Raw genomic sequence first — 21,386 nt, 5'->3', positions numbered from 1 at the left:
GTTTCAACTATTTCAGATTGCCGACAAAGAAGGTAGCAAATTCGCGGTCCCGCTCCTGGGTTCTCACCACAATGGTGTACCAGCCTGTTTTCGGGAAGGTGACCTTGAAATTACTGCTCACCAGCTCAGCATAGGTCAGCTTCTGCTTCACCAGCTTCAGCTGTCCTTCGCGGTACAGACCAGGGTAATACAGAATATCGAATGTTCCTGCCTGATTGACCTTGTCTACTCCGCCTACCTTCATCAGGTTGAAGCCGGATACCTTGAAGGTAATGGTGTTGGTATTGAACAATGCAGATTCGCCGGATGAAGCCGAGATTAAGGTATCGTTACCGAAGACCAGCAATCCGCCGTCCTTCACGACCACCACATCCTGATAGACCACCGACTTATTGCCTACCTGGTCAACTGCTGTGTAAGCTACGCGCTGGCGTCCAAGCTTGCTCAGATCCAGCCCGCTGACCGATACTTTCACGTTAGCTTCAGCCGATACATTATCAGAAACGGTGAACCCACCGAGATCCGTACGGAAGCTAAAGTCTTTCTTGTCCTGGACAATCCCTACCGTTTCCTTGTTCAGAGTCAGCTCAGGCGCAGTGTTATCAAGTCCTGCAATGGTCACCGGAACCTTGTTCACATTGCCCAGCAGATCCGAGATGGCAATGACCGCTGAACCGCTGCTCTCAAAAGCACGCGAGTAGCTGTACGTTCCATCCGCTTTACTGATCTGGTTCGTATACACGGCTCCGCCCTGAATAGGTCTTACGCCCGAGAACATGTGGTTAGGGGCAGCAACTGTGCCGCTAAGCGTAACCTTTACTTTGCCTTTGGCATATTTCTGTCCGCCGATGGTAACAATCTGATCTGCTGGAACCGCTTTGCCTTCGGCATCTACAAAGGTATAAGCCACTTTATCCGGTACTGGCGGTGCAGAGAGAATATTCGTTACCTTCTCTTTGATAACTGTCGTATTGCCGTACACATCCACCACGGTAAATGATGCCGTTCCATTCTCCATGAGTGTAATGCTCTTATCGGGACTGATAATGTTGAACGCTTTAGCCGAAGCATCTGCCTTCTCTACCGTAACCGTAACCCCAGTGGAGAACAGCACATTGCCGCTGTTATCCTTCAGAGTGCCGAAGGTTTGGCTTCCATTCTCGCCATATTGGTAGGAACGGACTACTTTTACCCTAGGTACTTCCTTGTTAATGTTCGCAACCGTAGCTTCAACCGTATTGATATTTCCGGCAGCATCCTTAATTTCGAATTCGAACTTTCCGTTCTCCGTGAAGGTGTAGGCTGTCTTTCCACTATTGTTCACCACCGTGACCGGCTCAGAGGTGCTCTGGAGAAAGGCAACCACATTGCCGTTCGTGCTCTCCATGTATGAATATTCAACGGCTCCTTCAGGAGGAGTACCGTCAATATTCTTCACAACCAGATATAGGGTATCTGTCCGGTCCGGATCACTAAGATCGGTCAGATCGAAGCTATAGTAGCCATTCTGATAGATTTTGAATGAATTACCGGTCCGCACAGGCACCGAAGGGTTAATCTTCGATGGCATTACCCGGATACCCGGCGGGACCGTGATTTCAATATCCGCACCAACTTTGGCATTGACCGGGCTGTTCACGCTGAGTGAAGCTAGCGCATAGACCGGCTCTACTGTAGTAAGAGGGAGCTCGATTTCAAGCTTGGCCGCTGTGCTGATCAGACCGCCCGGCGTTCTGTACTTCACCCATACCTGAAGCTCCTCAGCCTTACTCGTCGGAACTTTAACTGCTACAAAGTTAGTGTACGGCTTCCAGTTCAGCCAGCTTACACCGTTATCCGGTGACACCGAATATTCATAACCGGTCTTGTCCTCCGTTTCGAGACTCAGCTTCATAATGGCTGTGTAGCCGTCCGCTGTATCACCGGACAGATAGATCAGAGAAGACTTGGCATCCGACACCGGCGCATCCGGCTTGGTCGTTGCCGAGACTTTGAAGGTTCCTGCACTTGCCTTGATCGTGCTGTTGCCTGCTCCGTCAACCGCGAGTACATATAAGCGAAACTCAGAGATTTCTCCCGCATCCAGCGATTTGTCGTCGATGGATACTGAGCCGCCTGCCGGAACATCTTTCCATTCTGTGGATGACTCTGTAGGTACTTTTGCACCTGCATCTTGTCTGACCCATTGATACTTGCTGACCAGTCCTGTTTTGCTGTAGAACTCCGACACGCTGATCCGCGTCTTCTGCAGCGGCAGGGGGTAAGCAATTGAATCAGGGCTGAAGTACACTACCGGTGCTTCATTGTCAAAATAATAAGCCTTCGAGTAGTAGTACGTTTTGTCGCTGTGCTTCACCATAAGATGAATGTACTGCGTTCCGTTCAATTTATCGCTAACTGGAATGACATAGCTGTAAGTGGCTTCACTTACAGAAGCGCCAAGACCCATGGCTGCAAGCTTGGCATCAGTGCTGACTTCTGGTGTCGCTGCCGGTTCCGTTACTTCTGCCGAAGCAGCAGGTGTCGCCGCCGGCTCGGTACTGTTATCCGGTGCCGGAGTCTCTTCCGGTTCAAGCGGCGTCAGCGAAGGCGCTGCCGGCCCTGAGGACAGGAACCTCATAAGGGCCACCGGTCCGATGCTTGCTGTAACTTCCGGTGTGGCCGGAGGACTTGGCTCTGTAGGAGCACCAGACGCTTCCGGTTCCGATCCGTTTTCAATCAAGCTTTTCTCAGACAACGGGGACATGCCGGATGACTCGGAGACCTCCAGTCCGGTAAATTTACTATCATTATCTGGACGAATGGAGCTGTCGCTGATGGCATAGCCCACATAATCGGGATGCACACCGCTGATCTGGAACGTAACATCATGACTCTTCACATAGTTAGGGTTGGCTTCCGGTGTGAACTGTGTCGGAATAGCCGCCTCTGAACTCACGACTACCGCTTTTTCCTGCGGAGTTTTGACCGTCTCGTTGCCTGCGTAATCAAGCGCCTTCAGATAGAGCCAATATGATCCGTCCTCATCAATATCATCATAAGTAGACCGGGTTACAGTTGAGCCGGTGTAGGTCGTATCCGCCCACTTGCCGATCGCCGGAGAATCCCCGTCCTTCACCCATTGATACTGCACACTTTTGACACCGCTATGCGGGTCCTTCACAAGAGCTTGTACAGTGGCGATATCCTCTGCAGCCATGGTAATGGCAGGCCCCTGGTTGTCCAGCTTCAGAACGCCTACTTCATGCTTCCAATTAGAGTCGTCATTCTTGAAATCGTCCACTTTCCAGACGCTCAGATCGCCGTATTGTCCAACAGCCGCCAGCGCCTGATTATCGGCATAGAAAATCTTATCCGCCTCTGAACCCGGTGCCTCTGCAATCCAAGCATCATACTGTGCCTTATGAGTATCCACATAGACTTTTTTCTTCTCATACTGCATCAATTCTCTGGCAGAATCCCAGGACATATCAGCAGTCCAGGTATGCAGATACCACTCACCGCTGTTCCCTTCCTCGAAGGCTTCTGCCGGAGGAGCAAGCAGGTTCGTCTTGTTATTCACTACCGACAGCTCTATATTCTCGAATTCTCCTGGATATAGCTCATCTGACGGCTGCTTGGCGGAGAGTGCGTAACGCTTGAGCGCTGCATGATGATCTCCGGCTACACCGGTGAACGGATCAGCCTTATCCTGGCTCCACCAGTAGTACACCAGGCCCACGGAAGGAGAAGCTTCCGCACTCAGATTCGAAGGGCGGTAGATTCCTCGGCTCGGCCGTTCCGTACCGCGGTCAGGGACGGTAGGATCCAAATGCGGTACTTTAATGGAAGGATCGTTGGCGTCAATCGTAACCTTGCCTTTTTTGGCATAGGTTGTATCCGTCGCACCGCCTGTCTCGAACCGGTAACCGATCACCGGCTCCGTATTGTCGATGAACAGGTTCGCCCAGTCAATTTTGGAATTAGCGAGCGATTCGTCACTGCCGTAAGGGTCAATTTTCTCTTTATGGATTCCATCGAAGTTCGCAGGCTGAATCATCAGGTTCCCTGCATAATCCTGGATAACATCGGTATCCATCTGGATGGGCTCACTGCCGCCCTTGGCATCATTAGATATAGCTACAGCCTTGAGAAGCGGGGTTTCCACAGTTTTGCCATCAGGCACAGTCATGCGGAAGCTCCAATTCGGTGTATTCCGGCCTGCAACATAATAGGCTTTCATTCCGTTATTGAAGAGGATGAAGGTTTTCTTCTCGTCCCAGCCGGTCTTGGCAATGGCCTCTTCCGTCATCTGCAGGGTGAAGTCAATCACATCTCCCTTATTCAGCGTAACTCCGGTCAGAATCTCCGGCTGAATGCCATTGGCGGTCTTGGAATACTTCGGACGCACGGCATCGACAATGACGCGGAAGCCGCCCCGGTCAAAGTCAAAGGGGTTCCCGCTTTTCCGGTCCAGCCAGGCATTGCTGCCGCTGCTCGGTACAGTATTGAGATTGACAACCGCTTTATTGCCTGCCGCATCACTGAGCACGGATTCTTTCAATTTATTATCCAGCGACAGATCCATCTGCGCTCCGCCGGTAGTCCCCCCGGTAATCAAAGGTTTCAGCGGATTATTGCCGCTGTTGTGGAAAGGAACTCCCGTATATCTGTAGGCAATTTTTTTCTGGTAGGAATCCAGATTGTTCTCGTTAAAGGATATATTCTGCAGATACTGCTGTTGTCCGGCTGCCGGAAGTCCGGTGCCCGGATCATTAATGAACAGCTTGTGCCGCAGGAAATAATCAGAATTCGCCTTTACCACCGAAGTCGGTCTGACCGGCTCGCTGAAGTTGTAGCTGAGCGTGATGTTCTCGTCTCTTTTGACATACAGCTCTTTCTGGTTAATATTCTCGTTAAGCCGTTCTGCACCGTTGCCGGTAAAGGTATAGTTATCAATCACCGGACGCTTGAGATCCTGGAACTTGAGGTAGAATCCGCGTACACCCGCCGCTTCACCATCATCATCGCCTTCACCCCAGACCCTAATAGTGATAACAGAATTCGGTTTGATGATGGCCTTGGCCGACTTGTTATACCGCTGGCTGCTGCCGGTTCGTTCATTGATAATATCTTTTCCGTCGATGTTTACTGTAATGGACGAATGACGGGTCCATAGGAACCCGGAGTGACGCCGCAGCACGGCGAACCCTGTAAGCATCTCCGCATGTCCGCTCTCTGCCATATTCTTCAGAAGCGGATTGTCGGCTACCTTCACCTGGAATTGAACCGTTGCTTCATTATCATCAACACCGGCAAAGATATCGCCCTTAGTCCAGTCGTACTTGGCGTCTTTATCTTCCTCTGTCTGCTTGAAGCCCTCCACCTTGGTATAAAAGTTGAGAAATGTATTGTCTGCAGGGTAGCTTAAGTTGCCGACATGTTGTCCGTTTGGAAACTTGACCTCAAAATCATCACCCGCAGCCTCTGCCAGTCCGCTAAAGGCACTGGGTATTAACGATAGCAACATACTAAGAATCAAGCTTAGCGAGATATATCTCTTCAATCTCCTGCTCATTAACAATTGGTGCTCCCCCTTATTCGTTCATCATTTCCTGTCCGGCGTGCAGCAAGCTTCGCTATAGTCTGGATTCACTCCCTATGCTTCCGCATTCTCCTTTCGACCTGCCCACCCGTGGACAACAAATACTAGTTATAAAACTGCCTGTTTTTTCATATCTGCGTTTATTCTATCAGGCAGCTCTAAACAAACTCTTAACAAATCTCGACAAAAGTTGCGTCAAACGCCCCGAAATAAGGTTAATACACTCGAAAAACGAAAAAAGTCCTGATTTTTAAGGGAAAATGTCTGAAAACACAAACAAACCGCACTGAGAGTGACTCAGTTGCGGTTGAATGGGTGTGGATCAGTTTTAAATTTTAAGATGGATTATGTCAATTGCTCATTTTCTTTCTTGCTATCGATAGACTAAAGATGAATTGCTTCTTATTGAAAATAAGCAGCTCACAGCCAACCTCAGAATCCGTCCGCATTAACTCAATTCCGATAATTTCATTTCTTGTTCGATACTTTGACATATCCGATGACATTGATCTTGATTCCTCCCTCGCCGTTGCGAGAATCAGAAACCAAGATGACAAAATCTTTATACGGGTTTTTCATAGGTTATATGTGTTATTGGTAGAATGTTGGGTTTATTCGGCACTAGGTAGCCCCACCACCTTGGTTATACATGTTTCAACCAATTACCTAAACACTTTGCACCCTTGTTTTAAGTGAATCGATACGAAGACTTAAATCCTTAGCATCGGTAATTCCTAACTCATCAACAAAATTATCAAAATCAAAAGACTTAATGATCTCATCCACTACCTCATAGATTTGAGAAGAAAGAATCCCGCTATTGATTTGCAGATCAGCTACACTAACATAAAATATAGTTTTCTCGGTGTCTCCCTCCTCAATGACCTTAGCAAACTCATACAAACATCGTCCTCCTGCTTGCAAATTATTTAAACCATCGTCAATTGAATTAGTAAAGACCTCGGCAACATATTTAGTCAATTCGTTATATTCCCATTCCTTCACGTCCACTCCCCCTTATCACCTTTACATCTTAGTGTGACATTTCTTTTTCAAGGTAAGGATGGTCAAGTAGACTAAGTAAACTTGTGGTTAAATATTTCGTCTGATACGGGTCTAGAGCTTTATTGACAAGCAGTTGGCCTTTCTCCATTCTAAGCAGCTGAGCTGAACCATCTTCTAGAAATAATAGATTTCCATCAATATGACTTATAAGCCTTCCCATAATTTTAAACAAAAGCTCTAGTCCTTGATAAAACGTACTTCCGAACAATTGAATTCTGATGCAAACATTCACATCTAAGTTGTAATGATTTCTAACAAAAGCGATATCCGAAATATCTTCAACTTCAAGTGCCAATGCAAATAGCTCAGACCCAATAACTATTTCCTCATCGTTACAACTCATTGATACCCTCTTGTCCCCATACTCAGCCGTAAATCTTTCCAGCATTTCACCTAATGAATTATTAATTACTTTAGATAGTAAAAACAATTCATAATCCATCCACTTCTCTCCCCCAAATACTAGTGTGAATTCCTCAGCTCTATACCTGAATTCCCTTTTGAATCTTTTTAAAATATCATCAATGGTAGTATTATCATTTTCATTCCCGGAAAAGTAGTGATCGACTATATCTACTATCTCATTGTAAAACCATCTTGCTTTTGGGCAAAGATCTACTGGCATTTTTTCGAGTTCTTGCAATACTTGTTTCTCCTCCAATAAGATAAAGTTCTTCATGCTCTTTTTCATTTAATTGACCCTTTAGAATAAAGTCCTTTAGTTTGTGAAAATCTATTGATTCAAGATCTCTAATGTAATTCTCTTTTGTATTCTTATATATCCGTGGCTGTTTTACTTTTAATTCCGCAGAGATAACCATCAAGACGGCCTTCTCCATATCATCTGAATTTTTTTCACTGTAGTGCTCATCAAATGCTCGGGCAACCACCTTTAATCGTTAAAATATACTCTACTCTAGATTTAACAGAATGGCTTGTTTCCCTGATTTTATATGCCCCTTTGTTAGCAATTAACTTTTTACATATTTGAATGTCCTTCGTCAGCATTTCAATGTCATTTTTATCGATATCCTCTTCAAATTCATTGTTTTCCAGATTCAATCTAGAATATATAAAATCAGCAATTTCTTTGTATTTTAAACTCTCTATTGCAATAGTAAAAATATATAATGTTTTAGTAAATAAACTATCGTTTACAATTCTCCAATCTTCTTCTAGAATTTTTGCTGAAACCTGCGCTACATTTAACCCTTCTTCCTCAATATATTCCTCAAAGTCTATCACTATTGATGATTTTATTGATTCATAGCTTGCTAAGTTCATTTCCAACACTCCTTATTTCATATTATTAGAATAGAAATTCAAATCAATATTTAGTAACTTTATCCTGAATTCCATCATTAGTTTGGAACAGCAATGGCTTCGAGTATTTTTGCCTCTGTGTCATTAAATCTTGGAAATTCATCATCAACATAACAAAAAACAGGTCAATAATGGTAACATCTGACCACAATGACCTGTTTCCCATTTCACTCGGCACTGGTAGCCAATTCCTCTTAGCCACTTACTTCACATTTTTCTAACATCCATTTCTTTGCTTCATCTGATTTCAACAAAGTCGGCTTCTCCAACGTACCAATATTAATACTTTTAATATGAGCTTCTTCTATACCTTTAATATTTTTTAAAGTCACTCCGCTTAATAATGTTTCTTCAAATGTCGCTACACTTATATCTATATTTTCTAGTCTTGCCCAACTAAAATCCGTTAAGTAGAACGATACATTAATCAAATTACAATCTAGTAAATATGCATTTCTAAATATTGCTTCCCAACAATCACCTTTACTAAATCTACTGTTTTTAATGACACAGTTGGTAAAATCCGTATATCTAAGGTCTGATTTATAAAAATCACATTTATCTAAATATGCATTTTTAAATGTTGACGAGGCTAATAATGATGTGTGAAAATCAATGTTTTCCAGTCTGAGATCATCAAAAGTACACTCAATCAAATATGCTTGTTCAAGCAATATATCGGATAAATCAATACTTCTTAAGTCCACTTCATCTAACTTTAACATTTCGCCTTCTTTACCAATTGTCTCAACCCACTTTTTATGCAAATCAAACTTCCTATTAAGATTCCCTTCCATTTTCCCACTCCTTAAGGATACCATATTATTTTATCGGTTACTCCTTCTTCATCAATTGTTTTCTTGAGTTGTTCAACATGCTCAGGCTCCATTTTTCTTGTGTCAATAATTACGTTGTTCCCATTATCAAATTCTTTTTGTAGCTTTTTCATACCTTGTTTAATAGTAAAGGCACCCTTTTTGGGATTTGTTATAGGAATTCCATTGTCACCACTTGGGTATGATTCAAAGCTTTTCACGTCCCACTTTAAACCTGATGAAGTATCTATAAACTCTGCTCCATTTTCTCCTTGAGGATCACGCACTAGCTTTCCCAATTGACCTCTTTCTTCTACTGCTAATCCAACTTCCCTTTCTCTGATATTTTTAGGTTCTATTTTCCCATTACTTGCTGGATCTCGAGCTAAGTCATCCAATTCCTTCTGAGTTCTACCACCCGTATAATTTCCAGCCTTATCGTAGAGGTTAGGTTTGTTACCTTTCCCCCTCCCCTCACTCCGCCACACCTGCCCCGGCACTTCGACCGGGCCAGGGCCGCCCGGCGTTGCCGGGATTAACCGGTTTGGGTAAGGGTTCATCCCTGGAAATTCCCAATGCTTTAAGGCATCCGGCACTTTCTTGACCGCATCGGTCAGCGGGTCCATCACCGCGTCGGCCAGCTTACCGACCATGCCGCTCTTGGCGATAGGTACGCCCGGGACGAGGATGGATGCGGCGTTGCCGAGCATTTCGGCTTTTTGCTCCGGGGTGCCTTCATTGAAATCATGATACATGGCTTTGGCTGCATCCACCAGAACTTCGGGGTGATTGACGAGATAAGCCACCTTGTCCATCGTTTCCTGAGTCGTCTTCTCCGGGTCGATGACGAAGTCAAACGCGAACTTGGCGGTGTCCACCACACCCATTACGGTAGATTCGATCAGACCGCCTACGAAAGCTTGGGTCACCTGATCGGCCTGCACCACTATTTTGCGCCATTCGGTCATGCCGTAGGTGTCTTCCAGCCAACTGTAATAGGCGGTGTATATGACTTCAGAATGTTTACTGGGATCATAGACCTTGTCCTTGAAGTAGGCAAAGGTCGTCTCGTTCTCTTTGTTCTTAGCTGTGATTGGCGTGCCGTCCGGCAACGTCATCGGCGGTCCATGGAGCCGCTTATACTCTGCCACCTGACGCTCCAGCTCGCGAATCTGTTCCGCTCGAACCACCGCTGCCTCGATGTCCTTATAATTATTCTTCGCCCACGCGCGGTATTTCTCATTCACCAGTCCTAAGGTGATAGCGAACCGCAGTTCATCACTGGCTGGCACCGCTGATCCGTCCGTCAGCAGCGGATTATAGGTGCAGGCCGATAAGGGGGAGCCCTTGTATTGTGTCCACAGGTCGGTCTTCGTATAGAAGCCCGGATCCACGCCCAGCTTCTGCAGCAGCTCCCGCTGACGTTCTGCATGTTCGTTCGCGGACTTCATATAGGCCTTGTTGCCATACTTCTCATATACAGAGTACGCCGCTTGACTTCGTCCGATTTCCCGCAACGCCTCCGCAATCCTGGACAATTGTTCCCGCGCCTGCTGCTGTTCGGCGGAACTACCGGTTTCTCGCTGCCGGAACAGATCGGAGATGACTGCATCTGCGGCAAAAAGCTGCAATTGTCTGTTCACCGAAGTGTCCCTGACGTTCCGCAGTAGCTCCTGAATCATGCGGCTAAGTGTCGGCGGATGACGAAGGACATCCTGAATGCCACGCCCTGCCCGGTCCCGTATGCCTTGCAGCCACCGGCTGAACATGCTGCCCGCCTGCTTCCAAGTGAAGGCCGGTGTCGTATGAACCAGACTCTGTGCCTTCGTCTCGGCAGCTTGATATTGCCCGGCCGCCCAGCGTAACGCCGATTGCTTACGCTCTATCTGGTCATTAAGCGACTGCGCCTCCCTTACCAGCTCCTGCAGCAACCGGACCGCCTCGCGGGAGGGAGACTGCACATAACTTTCCGGATAAGCAGCTTGCACCGAACGGACCAAACCGCCAACGCTTCTATCGGTACCGGTGACCTGTTCCTCCAGCACACGGTTCAAGCGCTTCAGTCCCTGTTCCAGCTCCAGTATCCGCTTGATGTCCACCTGCTGCTGCATGCTTCACCTCCAGAGATGCATCAGTCATACAATGAAATTATATATTTCTAAGGTCGACAAGAATTCCTGATCTCACCGTCTTTTAAAAAATCCATTCTAAAGCTCTCCACATTCTAATCTTCTGAAATTTCGTGCAGCCTTTTTAAGAATTCCCCAAAATCCTTAGAAAGGAAAAACATATTGCCCATATCTTCAGGGTCTTCATCATGAATCCAGAAATACACATGTCCAAAATGCGCTTCAGTAAGACCTAAGCATATCTGATTACCACCAGAATCATCTGCAATCGGAATAAATCCCGCCTCTAATATCTCATCAAAATTATGAATTTTTTTGTCTAAATCGTCGTACATTTCACCAATGCCATAAAAAACATTTACCATACCCATCCCTTGTTCTCTTGAGATAGTAAAGTAATAGGGTTTAGGATATCCCCCATTGTGTTTCAATAAAAATTCTCGATATTGTTGGGGAAGTTGAAGCCCGTTTATTCCTTCAAAGTCTCGGAGTCTAGATTCTGTTAAAACTTCACAGCTCCCTTGAATCTCCAATTCTAGTCCCCTCCTGTTCCATTTACAGTGGACTGTCCGCTCATTGGTTTGTTGGTTTCTACTGTTCATCATCGAGTGCATCCAGAACTTCATCCCTAATGTCTTGGGGCTGAATTCCCCTAGTCATTACCCCGGAATTGCGCGGCCATCCATGTTTGCCACATACTAACTCATTATGGTGATAGCTGATCCTTCCACCTCTCTCAAACAACTTAATAATAGGGTCATATAGATCGTGAAACTTCAGAGCCACAGGTGTTTTTTTGTCCACCACGTATGCCCATTCAAGATAAAAAGTGCAAAGATACTCTGTAACCCAACCAACGTTGGAGTTTACTAATGCATTACATTCTTCTTTTATATGTGCAGGTGTATCAAAATTAATTACTTCTGCTGCATTAAAAACAGCACGTCTATTATCATCCTTGGAGTTAAAATCCAAAAAAATATTCCCCCTTCTTATAAACTCGGTAACTAAGATTATATAAGAGGGTTTATCTATGCCATTATTTTTCCAATTCATGTTCATTATTTTTTTCTTGGCTTGTTCAAAGTTAGACTTCAATTTTCCCACCTCATTGTAAGAAATCCAATGCCTCAAGCCACCCGGCACTTTCTTTACCGCATCGGTCAGCGGGTCTTCATTATCATCCAGTTGAATTGCTATAAATAGTCCACCGAACCCAAGTATCTCAGGTAATTGGTTAATATTGTAGCTTCAGCAATCTCCCCGGTATACTTAAAGTTAAAAAGTAAAATAACTGCATTAATATCTCTAGGTAATTCTTCCTCCACTAGTGCATTAAATTTCGGGGCAATTTCATTATCATAAGAGAATCCTTCAAGTAATAGATTTAGGTTATTATTTGCCTCTTCATAATAGTCTGCTTCTCTTACTGCATCATCATATCTGCGAATCTCAAAGTGATTAGCAAATATGGATGGGATAAAATCTCCTTCATCGGAATAAGAGACATTAAGTAATCTATCCAATTCCTCGAAAGATTGAACATCTCCAACCCACAAAGACACGAATCCTTCCTGTTCCATGTTAAGTCTCCCTAAGTTTATAGTCCTTCAGGCACAGCGTATCCCCACCCTTAACCCACCCTCAGATCTGTAATTAGCCACATATCCATGGCTTTTTACTCTTCCCTGTATCTATTAAAAACAATATATAAAACAAAGCTACCACCTCTATTTTGTTATGGAATTATTCTTTGAATACATTTCCATCATTATGAATTATCCCAATTATAATGCATATAGGATAAAAAAAACCACAACACGGGCGGCTAGCTCGCATTGTGGCATGGAAGGTTGTATTTTATAATCTTCTTGCTAGAGTTATATTTCTAATCTGTTTTTTATTATTTCTAATAGACTGTGGATCTTAACATTATCTTCTGGATGATCAACAAGATGTTTCGCACTAAAAATAACTAAATAGTTATAAAATTCATCATACTCCATTACTGCCATTACATCTTCGTCACACGCTGGGGGCTCTCCTATAAAGCACACTTTCTTGTCTCCAATGTAGTACTTCTGCTCTGGCTCATGATAGGTAGAAAATTGTACTTCTAACGGACCTGAGCCATATCCGTGTCTCTCATTATCACCAAAGTATTCCAAGGATTTCGGGAAATTAATAATCCAGAAATAAGATTCAACCAGTTTATCAATTTCGTTTTGTTCTGTAAGTATTCTATGCATTTCTTTTTCTCCCTGTTAATCCTTGATTGCAATTAACTACTTATTAAAATAAGTCACCATATCTTCTTTAGTGTAAATGTCCGTATTCAGTATATATCCAAAGAAGTCTGCCACAATATTCTTATTCTCTGGATTAATACTATGGAATCGGTCTAGGAAGTGAATAATTAAGTCCTCATCCACATTTTCAATCGGGGCAGGTAAATACCTTGCACCTTCAAGAATATATGCTTGTTTGTTCACAAAAGAGACAGCATCTACAATGCAATCCCATTTCGCTTCATTTTCTTCATGTTCATCCATTTGCATTTTTATAAATAATCCCCCGAACTCTGTACCATCATCTAATAATGCGTATATTTCATCTCCAGCAGGTATTTTTGTTTCTAACCATCTCCAACAAATATCTAAAGCATTTCGAGCATCCTCAAAAAAATTATTGTCACTAAACGATTGAACAATAAACTCACTTAGTCCCAAGTAAAATATTATCTTCTTATTAATTGGTAATATAGACCAATCATTCACTTTGCATCCAGTCAATTCAGTATATTCCCATTCCTTCACGTCCACGCCCCCTCTCGAATGAAGATCAGATCAATTACGGCGGCAACTGACTATAATCAGCTTGTTTAATGTAAGGGGTTTCATAATTCCGTTAAGATATTTAGAAACTCATCAAAGGTGTTACTTGTAAAATAAGTTACAGGGTCTAAATCTGATGATTCTTCATGATTCCAAACGCAAACAGCAGGCTCTGTTTTATCAGTATTGCTATAGTCTAAACACACAAAGTCCCCTGCAAATAGAGCAGCTATTGGTAATAACTCAGTACCTACTAAGTTTTCGTCTGCCACGATCCTCTCATCTAACTGAGTTCTAACTACTCCGATATCGTAGAATTCATCATCGCTCTCCCCGATTACCTTCAAGATACATAAAAACCTATCAATTGTATAACTATGGTTGTTACACCTAAAGCTAGCTTTTACAGGAGAAGCACCATTACATATTTTAATAAATTCTTTATATTCATCCGGCAATTTAATTCTCCACTTATTTTCTTTTTCAGTCAGCAGAACATCATCCGGCAAAGGATATATTATAGTTTGATCTTTAACTTCCATGTCTCTACCTCCTAAACAATATTATCTTGGTGCGTCAGCCCATATACCTGCCGTCCGCCCACCATTATGAGGTTGTAATATTGTTGGTCAAATCAAATTGCTACATCTTGGTACCCCACCCTAGCTACTTCTTCATTCATTAGACGTATACCAATTCCGTTTTCTTCATCCCATGTACAGTCAAATGTTAGTCCAATAGATCTGGCTTCAAACCGTTTTGCAGCTGGCACATAAATTCCAACTAGTTTGATATTTTCAAGAAGTTTATCATTTGTTTCAATTAAAGGGTAATTTTTATCATATGAAGTGTCATACCCAAGTTCAGAACGCTTCTCTTTGTAATAATCTAAAATTGGGGTCAGAATACTTTGCTGAATCTCTCTCCAATTTTCTCTCAAAGTGTTATATGAAGCATACTGTTTTTCAATAAATTCACCATCTTCTTCACCATCTACCATCAAAGCAACATTGACTTGTTCGCCAAAAAATTCAATTGTAAAATCCTTGCTCCACACATAATGGTATTCAAGTTCACCGAACACAGCATCATTAATGATCACTTTGAGAAATCTCCTTCTATTTATTATATGTTAAAAAACTACTTTTTTAGCATTTCAAAAAATCCAGATATATTGCGGGCAACCTGTTGTGTCACAGGAGAGAATTCCTCTGACTCTTCATGAAACCAAATAACTACAGTAGGCTCTTTTGTTTCTCTGAAATCTAAGCAAACAAAATCTCCTGAAAAAAGCAATGCGATAGGAACTACATTCATTCCCACTAAATCTTGATTGTCCGTTAATCTATCCCCTATTTGTGTAATAGTAACTTCAATATCGTACCAACCATGTATAGGATCAGACTCACTGTCATCTAATACACACAAAAATTTCTCAATAAGATATTCCTGCTGCTTAAAACTAAAAACATTAGTGATTGGTACAACTCCATTATTTTCCTTAATGAAAATTCTATAAACTTCGGGAAATGAAACTCTCAAGCTTCGTTCAACTGCATCTAATAACTCATCACTCGGCAATGGTAAAACAACTGTATTAACATTCATTCTCATTTTTCCCACTCCTTTTTTTATCTTTTAGTTCGGCACTGAGTATCCCCTACCACTATTTCGTTACAATAACTAATCCACCTTCAAACCTAAAATGTAATCTACTGAATGTCTTGTAACAGTTTTTCAATATCATTTTTATGTATATGTAGAAACAAAATATATTGTTTTAGTAAACATACTAACATTTACTCTTCTCCAATCTTCTTCAAAAATTTTCGCTGAAACTTGCGCCACATTTAAACCCTCTTCTTCGATATATTCCTCAAAGCTTTGTATGATTCTGACTCAATAAAACTACTCTTAAATTCTTAGCTTCTAAACATACTATTAATTCTCCGTTTTTAATCTTATCAGTATTAATTTCTTCTACTAATTCAGCTATTGAAGCCATAAGTAAATCTCCCCCCTTTTTTTCAATTGTATTAGTTTTTAGGACTCTTATAGCACCAATCTGGGTCATACGGTAACGATTTTAGTTTTTGCATATCCTCCCAACTGTAGGCCCAATCATAGCCCGCGACCCAAAAGTAATCATCGGGGTTTAATTTCAGGTATTCATATATAAAGCGAAATATCAATTCTTGGGCACCATAAATCTCCTCAATTCCACCCACCTGATACAGTGAAAGACTCGGATCCAAGCCAAAAATGAACTCGTTATTATCATAAGTGATCTCGTAGTTATCCAGTCCATCAACATAAAATATAAATTGCTGATTATTCTCATGAACCAAAGGCTGATCAGTAACATTTAAGGTTGTATATAAGAACTGTTCATTCTTATATTTTTTATAGTTATCAAAATACAGTCTAGCATCTGCATGAAAAGCAGCTACTATCGTGTCGCTTAACAATTTTTCAGGGGTATACTTTTCTTGCTTCATTAAAATAAATGCTGACGTTCCCATACTACTTTATCACCTCTCCTAATTCGTCCTACTCTCTAAATCAACGTTATCTAAATTTTCATCTGAAATATCAATAGCATGTAACTTTGAATATTGTTCACGCCAATTATCTATAGGAAATGCACCAAAACCATAATCCAAATAGATACCCTGATCAAGTCTAAGAGTTCCCCCCCTTTCAAAATACTTAATCAATGGCTCATAAATATCTTGATATTCATCATTAATTAGTTTTTCTTCTCCAACTAAAGCGACCCATTCAAGATAACGTAAACATATTGTTTTACATAATAGATTTGGTTTACCTGATTCAGAAAAAATACTAGTGATAATATCCTCTAATTCTAGATTAGAGCCCAACACTTTTGCAGGACTAAAGAAAGGTCCGGATTCAATTGAATACCTCTCCAAAAATAGTGAACTTCTCCTCAAATACTCAGCAATTAAAAGTTCACTTGATTTCTTTTTTGTTTCAGAAGTTCCCCAAGCAATATTCGAGATTCGTGTTATTGCCCTTTCCAAGAAATCAATCATACAATTCACTCCATTTGAGATTATAGAATTTATTAGGCTTCGCTTGTTAGTTCTTTATATTTATTCTTAACTGAGTTCCAAGTACTCTTCTAGATACTCAACCTCATGCTCATCTAAGCTGTCCCGATAATTAACCTTATCTGACAAATCTAAGACTCGCTGCATATTAGTAATATCTAGTTCACTACTGCTACTTCATAACCTTCAGATTTTGAAATCTTGTTGATAACTAATTCACTCAAAGAAAGGAGATAGACTACCTTGGCATCCACATTTAAATTGTCGAATTGATTCATTATTTCGCACCACTCTATGCTGGGGTTATAAACAAAAAGTTTCACAACTAGGACAACGCCATACACTGTTCCCGTTGACATCTCCATTCTACCTATACAATTTTAAACTTTCGTTTAATTGCATATAGTCGAGATTCAATTACATCCTTATCATCAGAGTGCTTTAACAAATATACTTTACTTGCTTCCTTAAGATAAACATAGAAACTGGAGTAATCTAGTACGAAGGTTACATCTTCATCAACTGCAGGACGGTCAAAAAAATAACAAACCCCATCTTCTCCGAAGTACCCTTCTTCCCACTCTTCTAGCTCACTTGCAAATAAACACCAGATATGCTCATTACCAAAACCCTGCCCGTTACAATACTTTTCCAACGCTTTAATAAAGTTCCCATCTCCGATAGAAAAATAATAAAGATCGATCAGTTCTTTTTCAGAAATATTTTCATTTGTCATATCGTCACCTCCCTATTTCCCCTCAAAACATCCTTAACATTTGATGCATTTTCCAAATATACTGAACAGGCTGTCCGAAAGGCTTCTTAATCATGTAGTTCAACAACCTCCTCTAAAGTTTTTCATTAGGTTTTAAAAACAGGAATTCTCTAGGTTTGATAATTTCTTTGAAGTTCTCATTATCCCAAAATCCAGTATTATTATTAATATAGATCACTTCATTTAACCTTACTAAATAAACTGTATCGCCATTAAACTCAAAAATGCAGTTAGTGCTGACCTTATTCATGATTTCAAAAACAATAGTTAACATATTAACTATTGCTTGTTCCCATTCAAAGAACTTGTTAATTCTAAAACTTAAATCTTGTCGATTGATGAATTCATCCAAGAAGTACTCCGACTCATAACCGTAAAGTGACTTAGAAGTATCCATTAGCGCCAATGAAAACCCAAGCCTATCATATGTTTCAGTTATTCGAATCCCTTCTGACATTTTTTCTATTTTGTTCATGTCTAGTATCACACCCAATTTTTCCAGTTCAATACTGATATCAGTATTGGATAATTGTATCTCTTCTAACATAAATGAATATTCTATAGCCATTAATATAACCCCCCGTTTTATGGAAGTAAGTCAATTACCTTTTTATCTTTAGTTATTACGATGACTTCATCTAAATTCTTTATAGGCCAATCAATAAATTGCTTTTTCAGTTCACTTAGATTTCCATTCCAGTCTCCAAGAAAGCGAACATAACAAAAAACAGAGTAATTATAGTAGTATCTGACCATAATCAACCTGCTTTGCGTATCGCAATAGCTTTATTTAGGTTACAAAATAAAAGCAATTGATATGCATACTTGAAATCAGCCGCCCTACTGGAGTTGAGATAAGAGCAAAAGTTGTCAGACTTCCATCCCTTTTTACAACCATTATAGCTCGATCTGGAAAAATTTATGTACCATCAGGTAAAAACCAGCACCTTCTTACATCAGACGGAAGGTCCACATAGTAAGCCCCTGGGCCTCTTTTCGCTCTCCAACATACCAATATTTAAAACTCCGTTCATGTACATTATTCTGTTCAATGTAACGTAGAATGACGCTTTGATCGCTGTACAATGTCTCATTATACAGTGCTTCATCGAAGCATATTCAAAGATCGCTCTGCTGATCATACTGTCTGACAAATCAGCCTCATCAAAAACCGACCCCAAAAAGTATCCTCCGGCAAGGTCGCTATGATGCAGAATGTTTTTTTTGAAATCCGACTCCACTATAATGGAATCACTCAAATCGGCATGGGGTAAAATTTCTCACCAAGCTGGCCGTTGGAGTCTACCCATGTCTTATGGTTCTCTAAAAGATGAGCAATGTTCATTTAATCCCCCCTTGCTGATTGGCCCTCTCCACAATCCACTTTAGTTTTCTCCAAGTTCAGCTAATCTGTCAACAATTCTATATTGAATGTATAGTATAGTGCTTAGCTAATTCGCACCTAAAAATGTGTTTACAATTGTCTCATTTGCTGGATGAATAATAGCCACTCCATCAGACCATTCCGTTCCATCAATATTCAAAGCCCGCCCGCAAGTATCACATTCTAAAATTAATTTTTTCTCCGCTTCAACAACATAATTCAACTCATCATCTTTACACCTGGGACAATGTAGTGAAACTGATTTTTCATGTCATTCAACCATTGATATACTGCCATACTCATCATTCTTTTCTATTTTGTCAGAAGCGTTGCTCCTTCAATTTCTCTAAACGATAGGGTGATGTGACAGTTAAGACCTATGCAAAAAAGAATCCCCGCACAACGGCTGGGGACATGTTAGCCAAACAACGGCAAGTATTTACGATAGTAATTAATCCATATGATCGTCCGATAGCCGTCAATCATACTGATTTAGGAATCGAGCAACTTTTGCTAAGACTTGATTCCGATGATTTAGTCTTCTCACGGGCAAGAATAGTTGAATTTGCTTGGCTTCGTTATCTCCCACCCGCTTAATATATGATGCGCTGTACTGACTGGCTTATTTGGTTACTAAATTACAATATCCTGGTATCCAACATCAACCACCTCTTCATTCAATAAACGAAGTCCCAACCCATTTTCCTGGTCCCATGTGCAATTAAAAAGTATTCCAATATCTCGACCTTCTCTTATATCTCCATATGGGACCACAATTCCCTCTAGAGCAATCATTTCAAGAATTTGGTCATTTGTTTCGACTAACGGATAATTTTCTTTCTGATCGATATCGTAACCCAATTCATGTCGCTTTTGTCGATAATAATTTAAAATTGGTTCAAGAAAACTTTCATGTAATTGCTCCCAACTCTTCATTAACGCTTGGTATGCCGCGTACTGTTCTTCATCAAATTCCCCATCTTCTTCGCCATCAATCATTAATGTAATATCAGTTTCTCTTCCGAAAAAAAGAATAGTAGTATCCTTAGACCAACTATAGTTATACTCAAGATCACCAAAGATTGGATCATTTTTTTTCATTTTATGATCTCCTTTTGTTTATTTGGCAAAACCTCCAGGTTCAAATGCCCCTGCATTAATCTCTCCTACACCGCCAAGATGTCCAAACGTACTGTTAATATTTGTTGGCACTAGTTGCATTGTTTTTACATCATTTAATTCATGCCATGTTAAGTTGTTTTTTTCACGATAGATCTTTATATCCCTTGCACTAATTTTACCCGAATCCATTCCGAATTGGCGTGCTAATTCAGGAGAACTATTGAGTTGCTCAGCCAATTTTGAATCTGATTGAATGAAATTTTCCTTCGTGCTTTTCCTCCATAAATTCCTTTTCCGCCTAGCATATATTCGATTTCTACTTGCGCTTTTGCTACAGGTGAAAAGTCAGGTACAACATTTTTATATTGTATACCATCAATGCCAGCCTCATTTAATACTATTTGTACTTCAGAATCAGGTGGCGGCTTAAGAGTACACTTAGATTCGCCCCTAGTTCCTTCAAAACCAACCGTTGGATTTTCAGGTGCAGGTGTCTGACTAAGTCTTGCTTCGTAAGAACTGGCAAATTCAGTTTGCTTGAAAGCAGGCGGAGTATTGTCAATCTTACCCGTCCCCTCACTCCGCCACACCTGCCCCGGCACTTCGACCGGACCGGGGCCGCCCGGCGTTGCCGGGATTAACCGGTTCGGGTACGGGTTCATCCCTGGAAAATTCCAGTCCTTCAAAGCATCCGGTACTTTCTTCACCGCATCAGTCAGCGGGTCCATCACCGCGTCGGCCACCTTGCCGACCATGCCGCTCTTGGCGATAGGTACGCCCGGGACGAGGATGGACGCGGCGTTGCCGAGCATTTCTGCTTTTTGCTCCAGGGTGCCTTCATTAAAGTTATGGTACATCGCTTTGGCTGCATCCACCAGCACTTCGGGGTGATTGACGAGATAGGCCACCTTGTCGATCGTTTCCTGCGTCGTTTTCTCCGGGTCGATGAAGAAGTCGAACGCGAACTTGGCGGTGTCCACGGCACCCATCACGGTAGATTCGATCAGGCCGCCTACGAAAGCCCGCGTGACTTCATCCGCCTGGACCACTTTTTTGCGCCATTCGGTCATGCCATAGGTCTCTTCGGCCCAGCCATAATAAGCGGTGTACATGACTTCGGAATGTTTACTGGGATCATAGACCTTCTCCTTGAAATAAGCATAGGTCGTCTCATTCTCTTTGTTCTTCGCTGTGATTGGCGTGCCGTCCGGCAACGTCATCGGCGGCCCATGGAGCCGCTTATACTCCGCAACCTGACGTTCCAGCTCGCGAATCTGTTCC

23 protein-coding genes and 1 pseudogene are annotated in these 21,386 nt (G+C 41.8%); all 24 read right to left on the bottom strand.

Annotated elements, in window-relative coordinates:
- Positions 1–7: 7 nt before the first annotated feature.
- Positions 8–5,557, bottom strand: coding sequence for a hypothetical protein (locus tag MKZ07_RS01565; RefSeq protein ID WP_341024127.1), 5,550 nt, complete (start codon positions 5,555–5,557; stop codon positions 8–10).
- Positions 5,558–6,250: 693 nt separating this feature from the next.
- The gene (locus tag MKZ07_RS01560; RefSeq protein ID WP_036702336.1) at positions 6,251–6,589 is read right to left on the bottom strand and encodes an Imm3 family immunity protein; all 339 of its coding nucleotides are present in this window, start codon (positions 6,587–6,589) and stop codon (positions 6,251–6,253) included.
- A 28-nt stretch (positions 6,590–6,617) separates the two neighbouring features.
- Positions 6,618–7,340 carry a hypothetical protein gene (locus MKZ07_RS01555; protein WP_341028095.1) on the bottom strand — a complete coding sequence of 241 codons (723 nt, stop codon included), beginning with the start codon at positions 7,338–7,340 and terminating at the stop codon, positions 6,618–6,620.
- Positions 7,231–7,488 carry an Imm3 family immunity protein gene (locus tag MKZ07_RS01550; protein WP_235218607.1) on the bottom strand — a complete coding sequence of 86 codons (258 nt, stop codon included), beginning with the start codon at positions 7,486–7,488 and terminating at the stop codon, positions 7,231–7,233. The genes MKZ07_RS01555 and MKZ07_RS01550 overlap by 110 nt, the downstream gene beginning before the upstream one ends.
- A 31-nt stretch (positions 7,489–7,519) precedes the next feature.
- Positions 7,520–7,933: a hypothetical protein gene (locus MKZ07_RS01545; RefSeq protein WP_076157791.1), complete on the bottom strand. Its 414-nt coding sequence runs from the start codon at positions 7,931–7,933 to the stop codon at positions 7,520–7,522.
- 233 nt (positions 7,934–8,166) lie between these two features.
- The gene (locus MKZ07_RS01540) at positions 8,167–8,769 is read right to left on the bottom strand and encodes a pentapeptide repeat-containing protein (protein ID WP_036702340.1); all 603 of its coding nucleotides are present in this window, start codon (positions 8,767–8,769) and stop codon (positions 8,167–8,169) included.
- 11 nt (positions 8,770–8,780) lie between these two features.
- On the bottom strand, positions 8,781–10,898 hold the full coding sequence (locus tag MKZ07_RS01535; protein WP_341024123.1) for a hypothetical protein: 2,118 nt from the start codon (positions 10,896–10,898) through the stop codon (positions 8,781–8,783).
- Positions 10,899–11,011: 113 nt separating this feature from the next.
- The gene (locus MKZ07_RS01530; RefSeq protein WP_036702343.1) at positions 11,012–11,449 is read right to left on the bottom strand and encodes an SMI1/KNR4 family protein; all 438 of its coding nucleotides are present in this window, start codon (positions 11,447–11,449) and stop codon (positions 11,012–11,014) included.
- Positions 11,450–11,507: 58 nt separating this feature from the next.
- A complete protein-coding gene (locus MKZ07_RS01525; protein WP_036702345.1) occupies positions 11,508–12,014 on the bottom strand; it encodes a hypothetical protein in 507 nt (168 codons plus the stop codon).
- A gap of 98 nt (positions 12,015–12,112) precedes the next feature.
- Positions 12,113–12,499 (bottom strand): immunity 22 family protein, encoded by a 387-nt coding sequence (locus tag MKZ07_RS01520; protein ID WP_036702347.1) that lies wholly within the window; start codon positions 12,497–12,499, stop codon positions 12,113–12,115.
- Between the two features lie 297 nt (positions 12,500–12,796).
- A complete protein-coding gene (gene cdiI / locus MKZ07_RS01515; protein ID WP_036702348.1) occupies positions 12,797–13,165 on the bottom strand; it encodes a ribonuclease toxin immunity protein CdiI in 369 nt (122 codons plus the stop codon).
- A 36-nt stretch (positions 13,166–13,201) separates the two neighbouring features.
- Positions 13,202–13,732, bottom strand: a complete 531-nt coding sequence (locus MKZ07_RS01510) for an Imm6 family immunity protein (RefSeq protein ID WP_051494126.1) — start codon at positions 13,730–13,732, stop codon at positions 13,202–13,204.
- 80 nt (positions 13,733–13,812) lie between these two features.
- The gene (locus tag MKZ07_RS01505; protein WP_036702350.1) at positions 13,813–14,292 is read right to left on the bottom strand and encodes an SMI1/KNR4 family protein; all 480 of its coding nucleotides are present in this window, start codon (positions 14,290–14,292) and stop codon (positions 13,813–13,815) included.
- 92 nt (positions 14,293–14,384) lie between these two features.
- Positions 14,385–14,852, bottom strand: coding sequence for a DUF6985 domain-containing protein (locus tag MKZ07_RS01500; protein ID WP_341024117.1), 468 nt, complete (start codon positions 14,850–14,852; stop codon positions 14,385–14,387).
- Between the two features lie 38 nt (positions 14,853–14,890).
- Positions 14,891–15,364: an SMI1/KNR4 family protein gene (locus MKZ07_RS01495; protein WP_341024116.1), complete on the bottom strand. Its 474-nt coding sequence runs from the start codon at positions 15,362–15,364 to the stop codon at positions 14,891–14,893.
- Between the two features lie 262 nt (positions 15,365–15,626).
- Positions 15,627–15,755 carry a hypothetical protein gene (locus MKZ07_RS01490; RefSeq protein WP_268748827.1) on the bottom strand — a complete coding sequence of 43 codons (129 nt, stop codon included), beginning with the start codon at positions 15,753–15,755 and terminating at the stop codon, positions 15,627–15,629.
- A 31-nt stretch (positions 15,756–15,786) separates the two neighbouring features.
- Positions 15,787–16,272 (bottom strand): hypothetical protein, encoded by a 486-nt coding sequence (locus MKZ07_RS01485; protein WP_036702352.1) that lies wholly within the window; start codon positions 16,270–16,272, stop codon positions 15,787–15,789.
- Positions 16,273–16,290: 18 nt separating this feature from the next.
- A complete protein-coding gene (locus MKZ07_RS01480) occupies positions 16,291–16,806 on the bottom strand; it encodes a hypothetical protein (protein ID WP_235218608.1) in 516 nt (171 codons plus the stop codon).
- A gap of 388 nt (positions 16,807–17,194) precedes the next feature.
- Positions 17,195–17,560, bottom strand: coding sequence for a ribonuclease toxin immunity protein CdiI (gene cdiI, locus MKZ07_RS01475; protein WP_036702356.1), 366 nt, complete (start codon positions 17,558–17,560; stop codon positions 17,195–17,197).
- A 112-nt stretch (positions 17,561–17,672) separates the two neighbouring features.
- The gene (locus MKZ07_RS01470) at positions 17,673–18,167 is read right to left on the bottom strand and encodes a SitI3 family protein (RefSeq protein ID WP_341024108.1); all 495 of its coding nucleotides are present in this window, start codon (positions 18,165–18,167) and stop codon (positions 17,673–17,675) included.
- Positions 18,168–18,555: 388 nt separating this feature from the next.
- Positions 18,556–18,840: a pentapeptide repeat-containing protein gene (locus tag MKZ07_RS33500; RefSeq protein WP_442792491.1), complete on the bottom strand. Its 285-nt coding sequence runs from the start codon at positions 18,838–18,840 to the stop codon at positions 18,556–18,558.
- 210 nt (positions 18,841–19,050) lie between these two features.
- On the bottom strand, positions 19,051–19,206 hold the full coding sequence (locus tag MKZ07_RS01465) for a hypothetical protein (RefSeq protein ID WP_341024106.1): 156 nt from the start codon (positions 19,204–19,206) through the stop codon (positions 19,051–19,053).
- A 410-nt stretch (positions 19,207–19,616) separates the two neighbouring features.
- Positions 19,617–20,084 carry a DUF6985 domain-containing protein gene (locus tag MKZ07_RS01460; RefSeq protein WP_341024104.1) on the bottom strand — a complete coding sequence of 156 codons (468 nt, stop codon included), beginning with the start codon at positions 20,082–20,084 and terminating at the stop codon, positions 19,617–19,619.
- Between the two features lie 18 nt (positions 20,085–20,102).
- Positions 20,103–20,860, bottom strand: a pseudogene (locus tag MKZ07_RS01455) (HNH endonuclease).
- Between the last annotated feature and the right edge of the window lie 526 nt (positions 20,861–21,386).

It is taken from the genome of Paenibacillus sp. FSL P4-0338 (genome assembly GCF_038002365.1).
GTDB lineage: Bacteria > Bacillota > Bacilli > Paenibacillales > Paenibacillaceae > Paenibacillus_AQ.
The sequence above is the reverse complement of the archived record's forward strand: the minus strand, read 5'-3'. Positions and strand labels throughout refer to the sequence as shown.

Excerpts from the sequence above, each read along its gene's own strand:
- MKZ07_RS01565 (WP_341024127.1), bottom strand. The coding sequence starts at position 5,557 with ATGAGCAGGAGATTGAAGAGATATATCTCGCTAAGCTTGATTCTTAGT.
- MKZ07_RS01555 (WP_341028095.1), bottom strand. The coding sequence starts at position 7,340 with ATGAAAAAGAGCATGAAGAACTTTATCTTATTGGAGGAGAAACAAGTA.
- MKZ07_RS01550 (WP_235218607.1), bottom strand. The coding sequence starts at position 7,488 with ATGGAGAAGGCCGTCTTGATGGTTATCTCTGCGGAATTAAAAGTAAAA.
- MKZ07_RS01545 (WP_076157791.1), bottom strand. The coding sequence starts at position 7,933 with ATGAACTTAGCAAGCTATGAATCAATAAAATCATCAATAGTGATAGAC.
- MKZ07_RS01540 (WP_036702340.1), bottom strand. The coding sequence starts at position 8,769 with ATGGAAGGGAATCTTAATAGGAAGTTTGATTTGCATAAAAAGTGGGTT.
- MKZ07_RS01535 (WP_341024123.1), bottom strand. The coding sequence starts at position 10,898 with ATGCAGCAGCAGGTGGACATCAAGCGGATACTGGAGCTGGAACAGGGA.
- MKZ07_RS01520 (WP_036702347.1), bottom strand. The coding sequence starts at position 12,499 with ATGGAACAGGAAGGATTCGTGTCTTTGTGGGTTGGAGATGTTCAATCT.
- cdiI (WP_036702348.1), bottom strand. The coding sequence starts at position 13,165 with ATGCATAGAATACTTACAGAACAAAACGAAATTGATAAACTGGTTGAA.
- MKZ07_RS01505 (WP_036702350.1), bottom strand. The coding sequence starts at position 14,292 with ATGGAAGTTAAAGATCAAACTATAATATATCCTTTGCCGGATGATGTT.
- MKZ07_RS01495 (WP_341024116.1), bottom strand. The coding sequence starts at position 15,364 with ATGAGAATGAATGTTAATACAGTTGTTTTACCATTGCCGAGTGATGAG.
- MKZ07_RS01490 (WP_268748827.1), bottom strand. The coding sequence starts at position 15,755 with ATGGCTTCAATAGCTGAATTAGTAGAAGAAATTAATACTGATAAGATT.
- MKZ07_RS01485 (WP_036702352.1), bottom strand. The coding sequence starts at position 16,272 with ATGGGAACGTCAGCATTTATTTTAATGAAGCAAGAAAAGTATACCCCT.
- MKZ07_RS01480 (WP_235218608.1), bottom strand. The coding sequence starts at position 16,806 with ATGATTGATTTCTTGGAAAGGGCAATAACACGAATCTCGAATATTGCT.
- cdiI (WP_036702356.1), bottom strand. The coding sequence starts at position 17,560 with ATGACAAATGAAAATATTTCTGAAAAAGAACTGATCGATCTTTATTAT.
- MKZ07_RS01470 (WP_341024108.1), bottom strand. The coding sequence starts at position 18,167 with ATGGCTATAGAATATTCATTTATGTTAGAAGAGATACAATTATCCAAT.
- MKZ07_RS01460 (WP_341024104.1), bottom strand. The coding sequence starts at position 20,084 with ATGAAAAAAAATGATCCAATCTTTGGTGATCTTGAGTATAACTATAGT.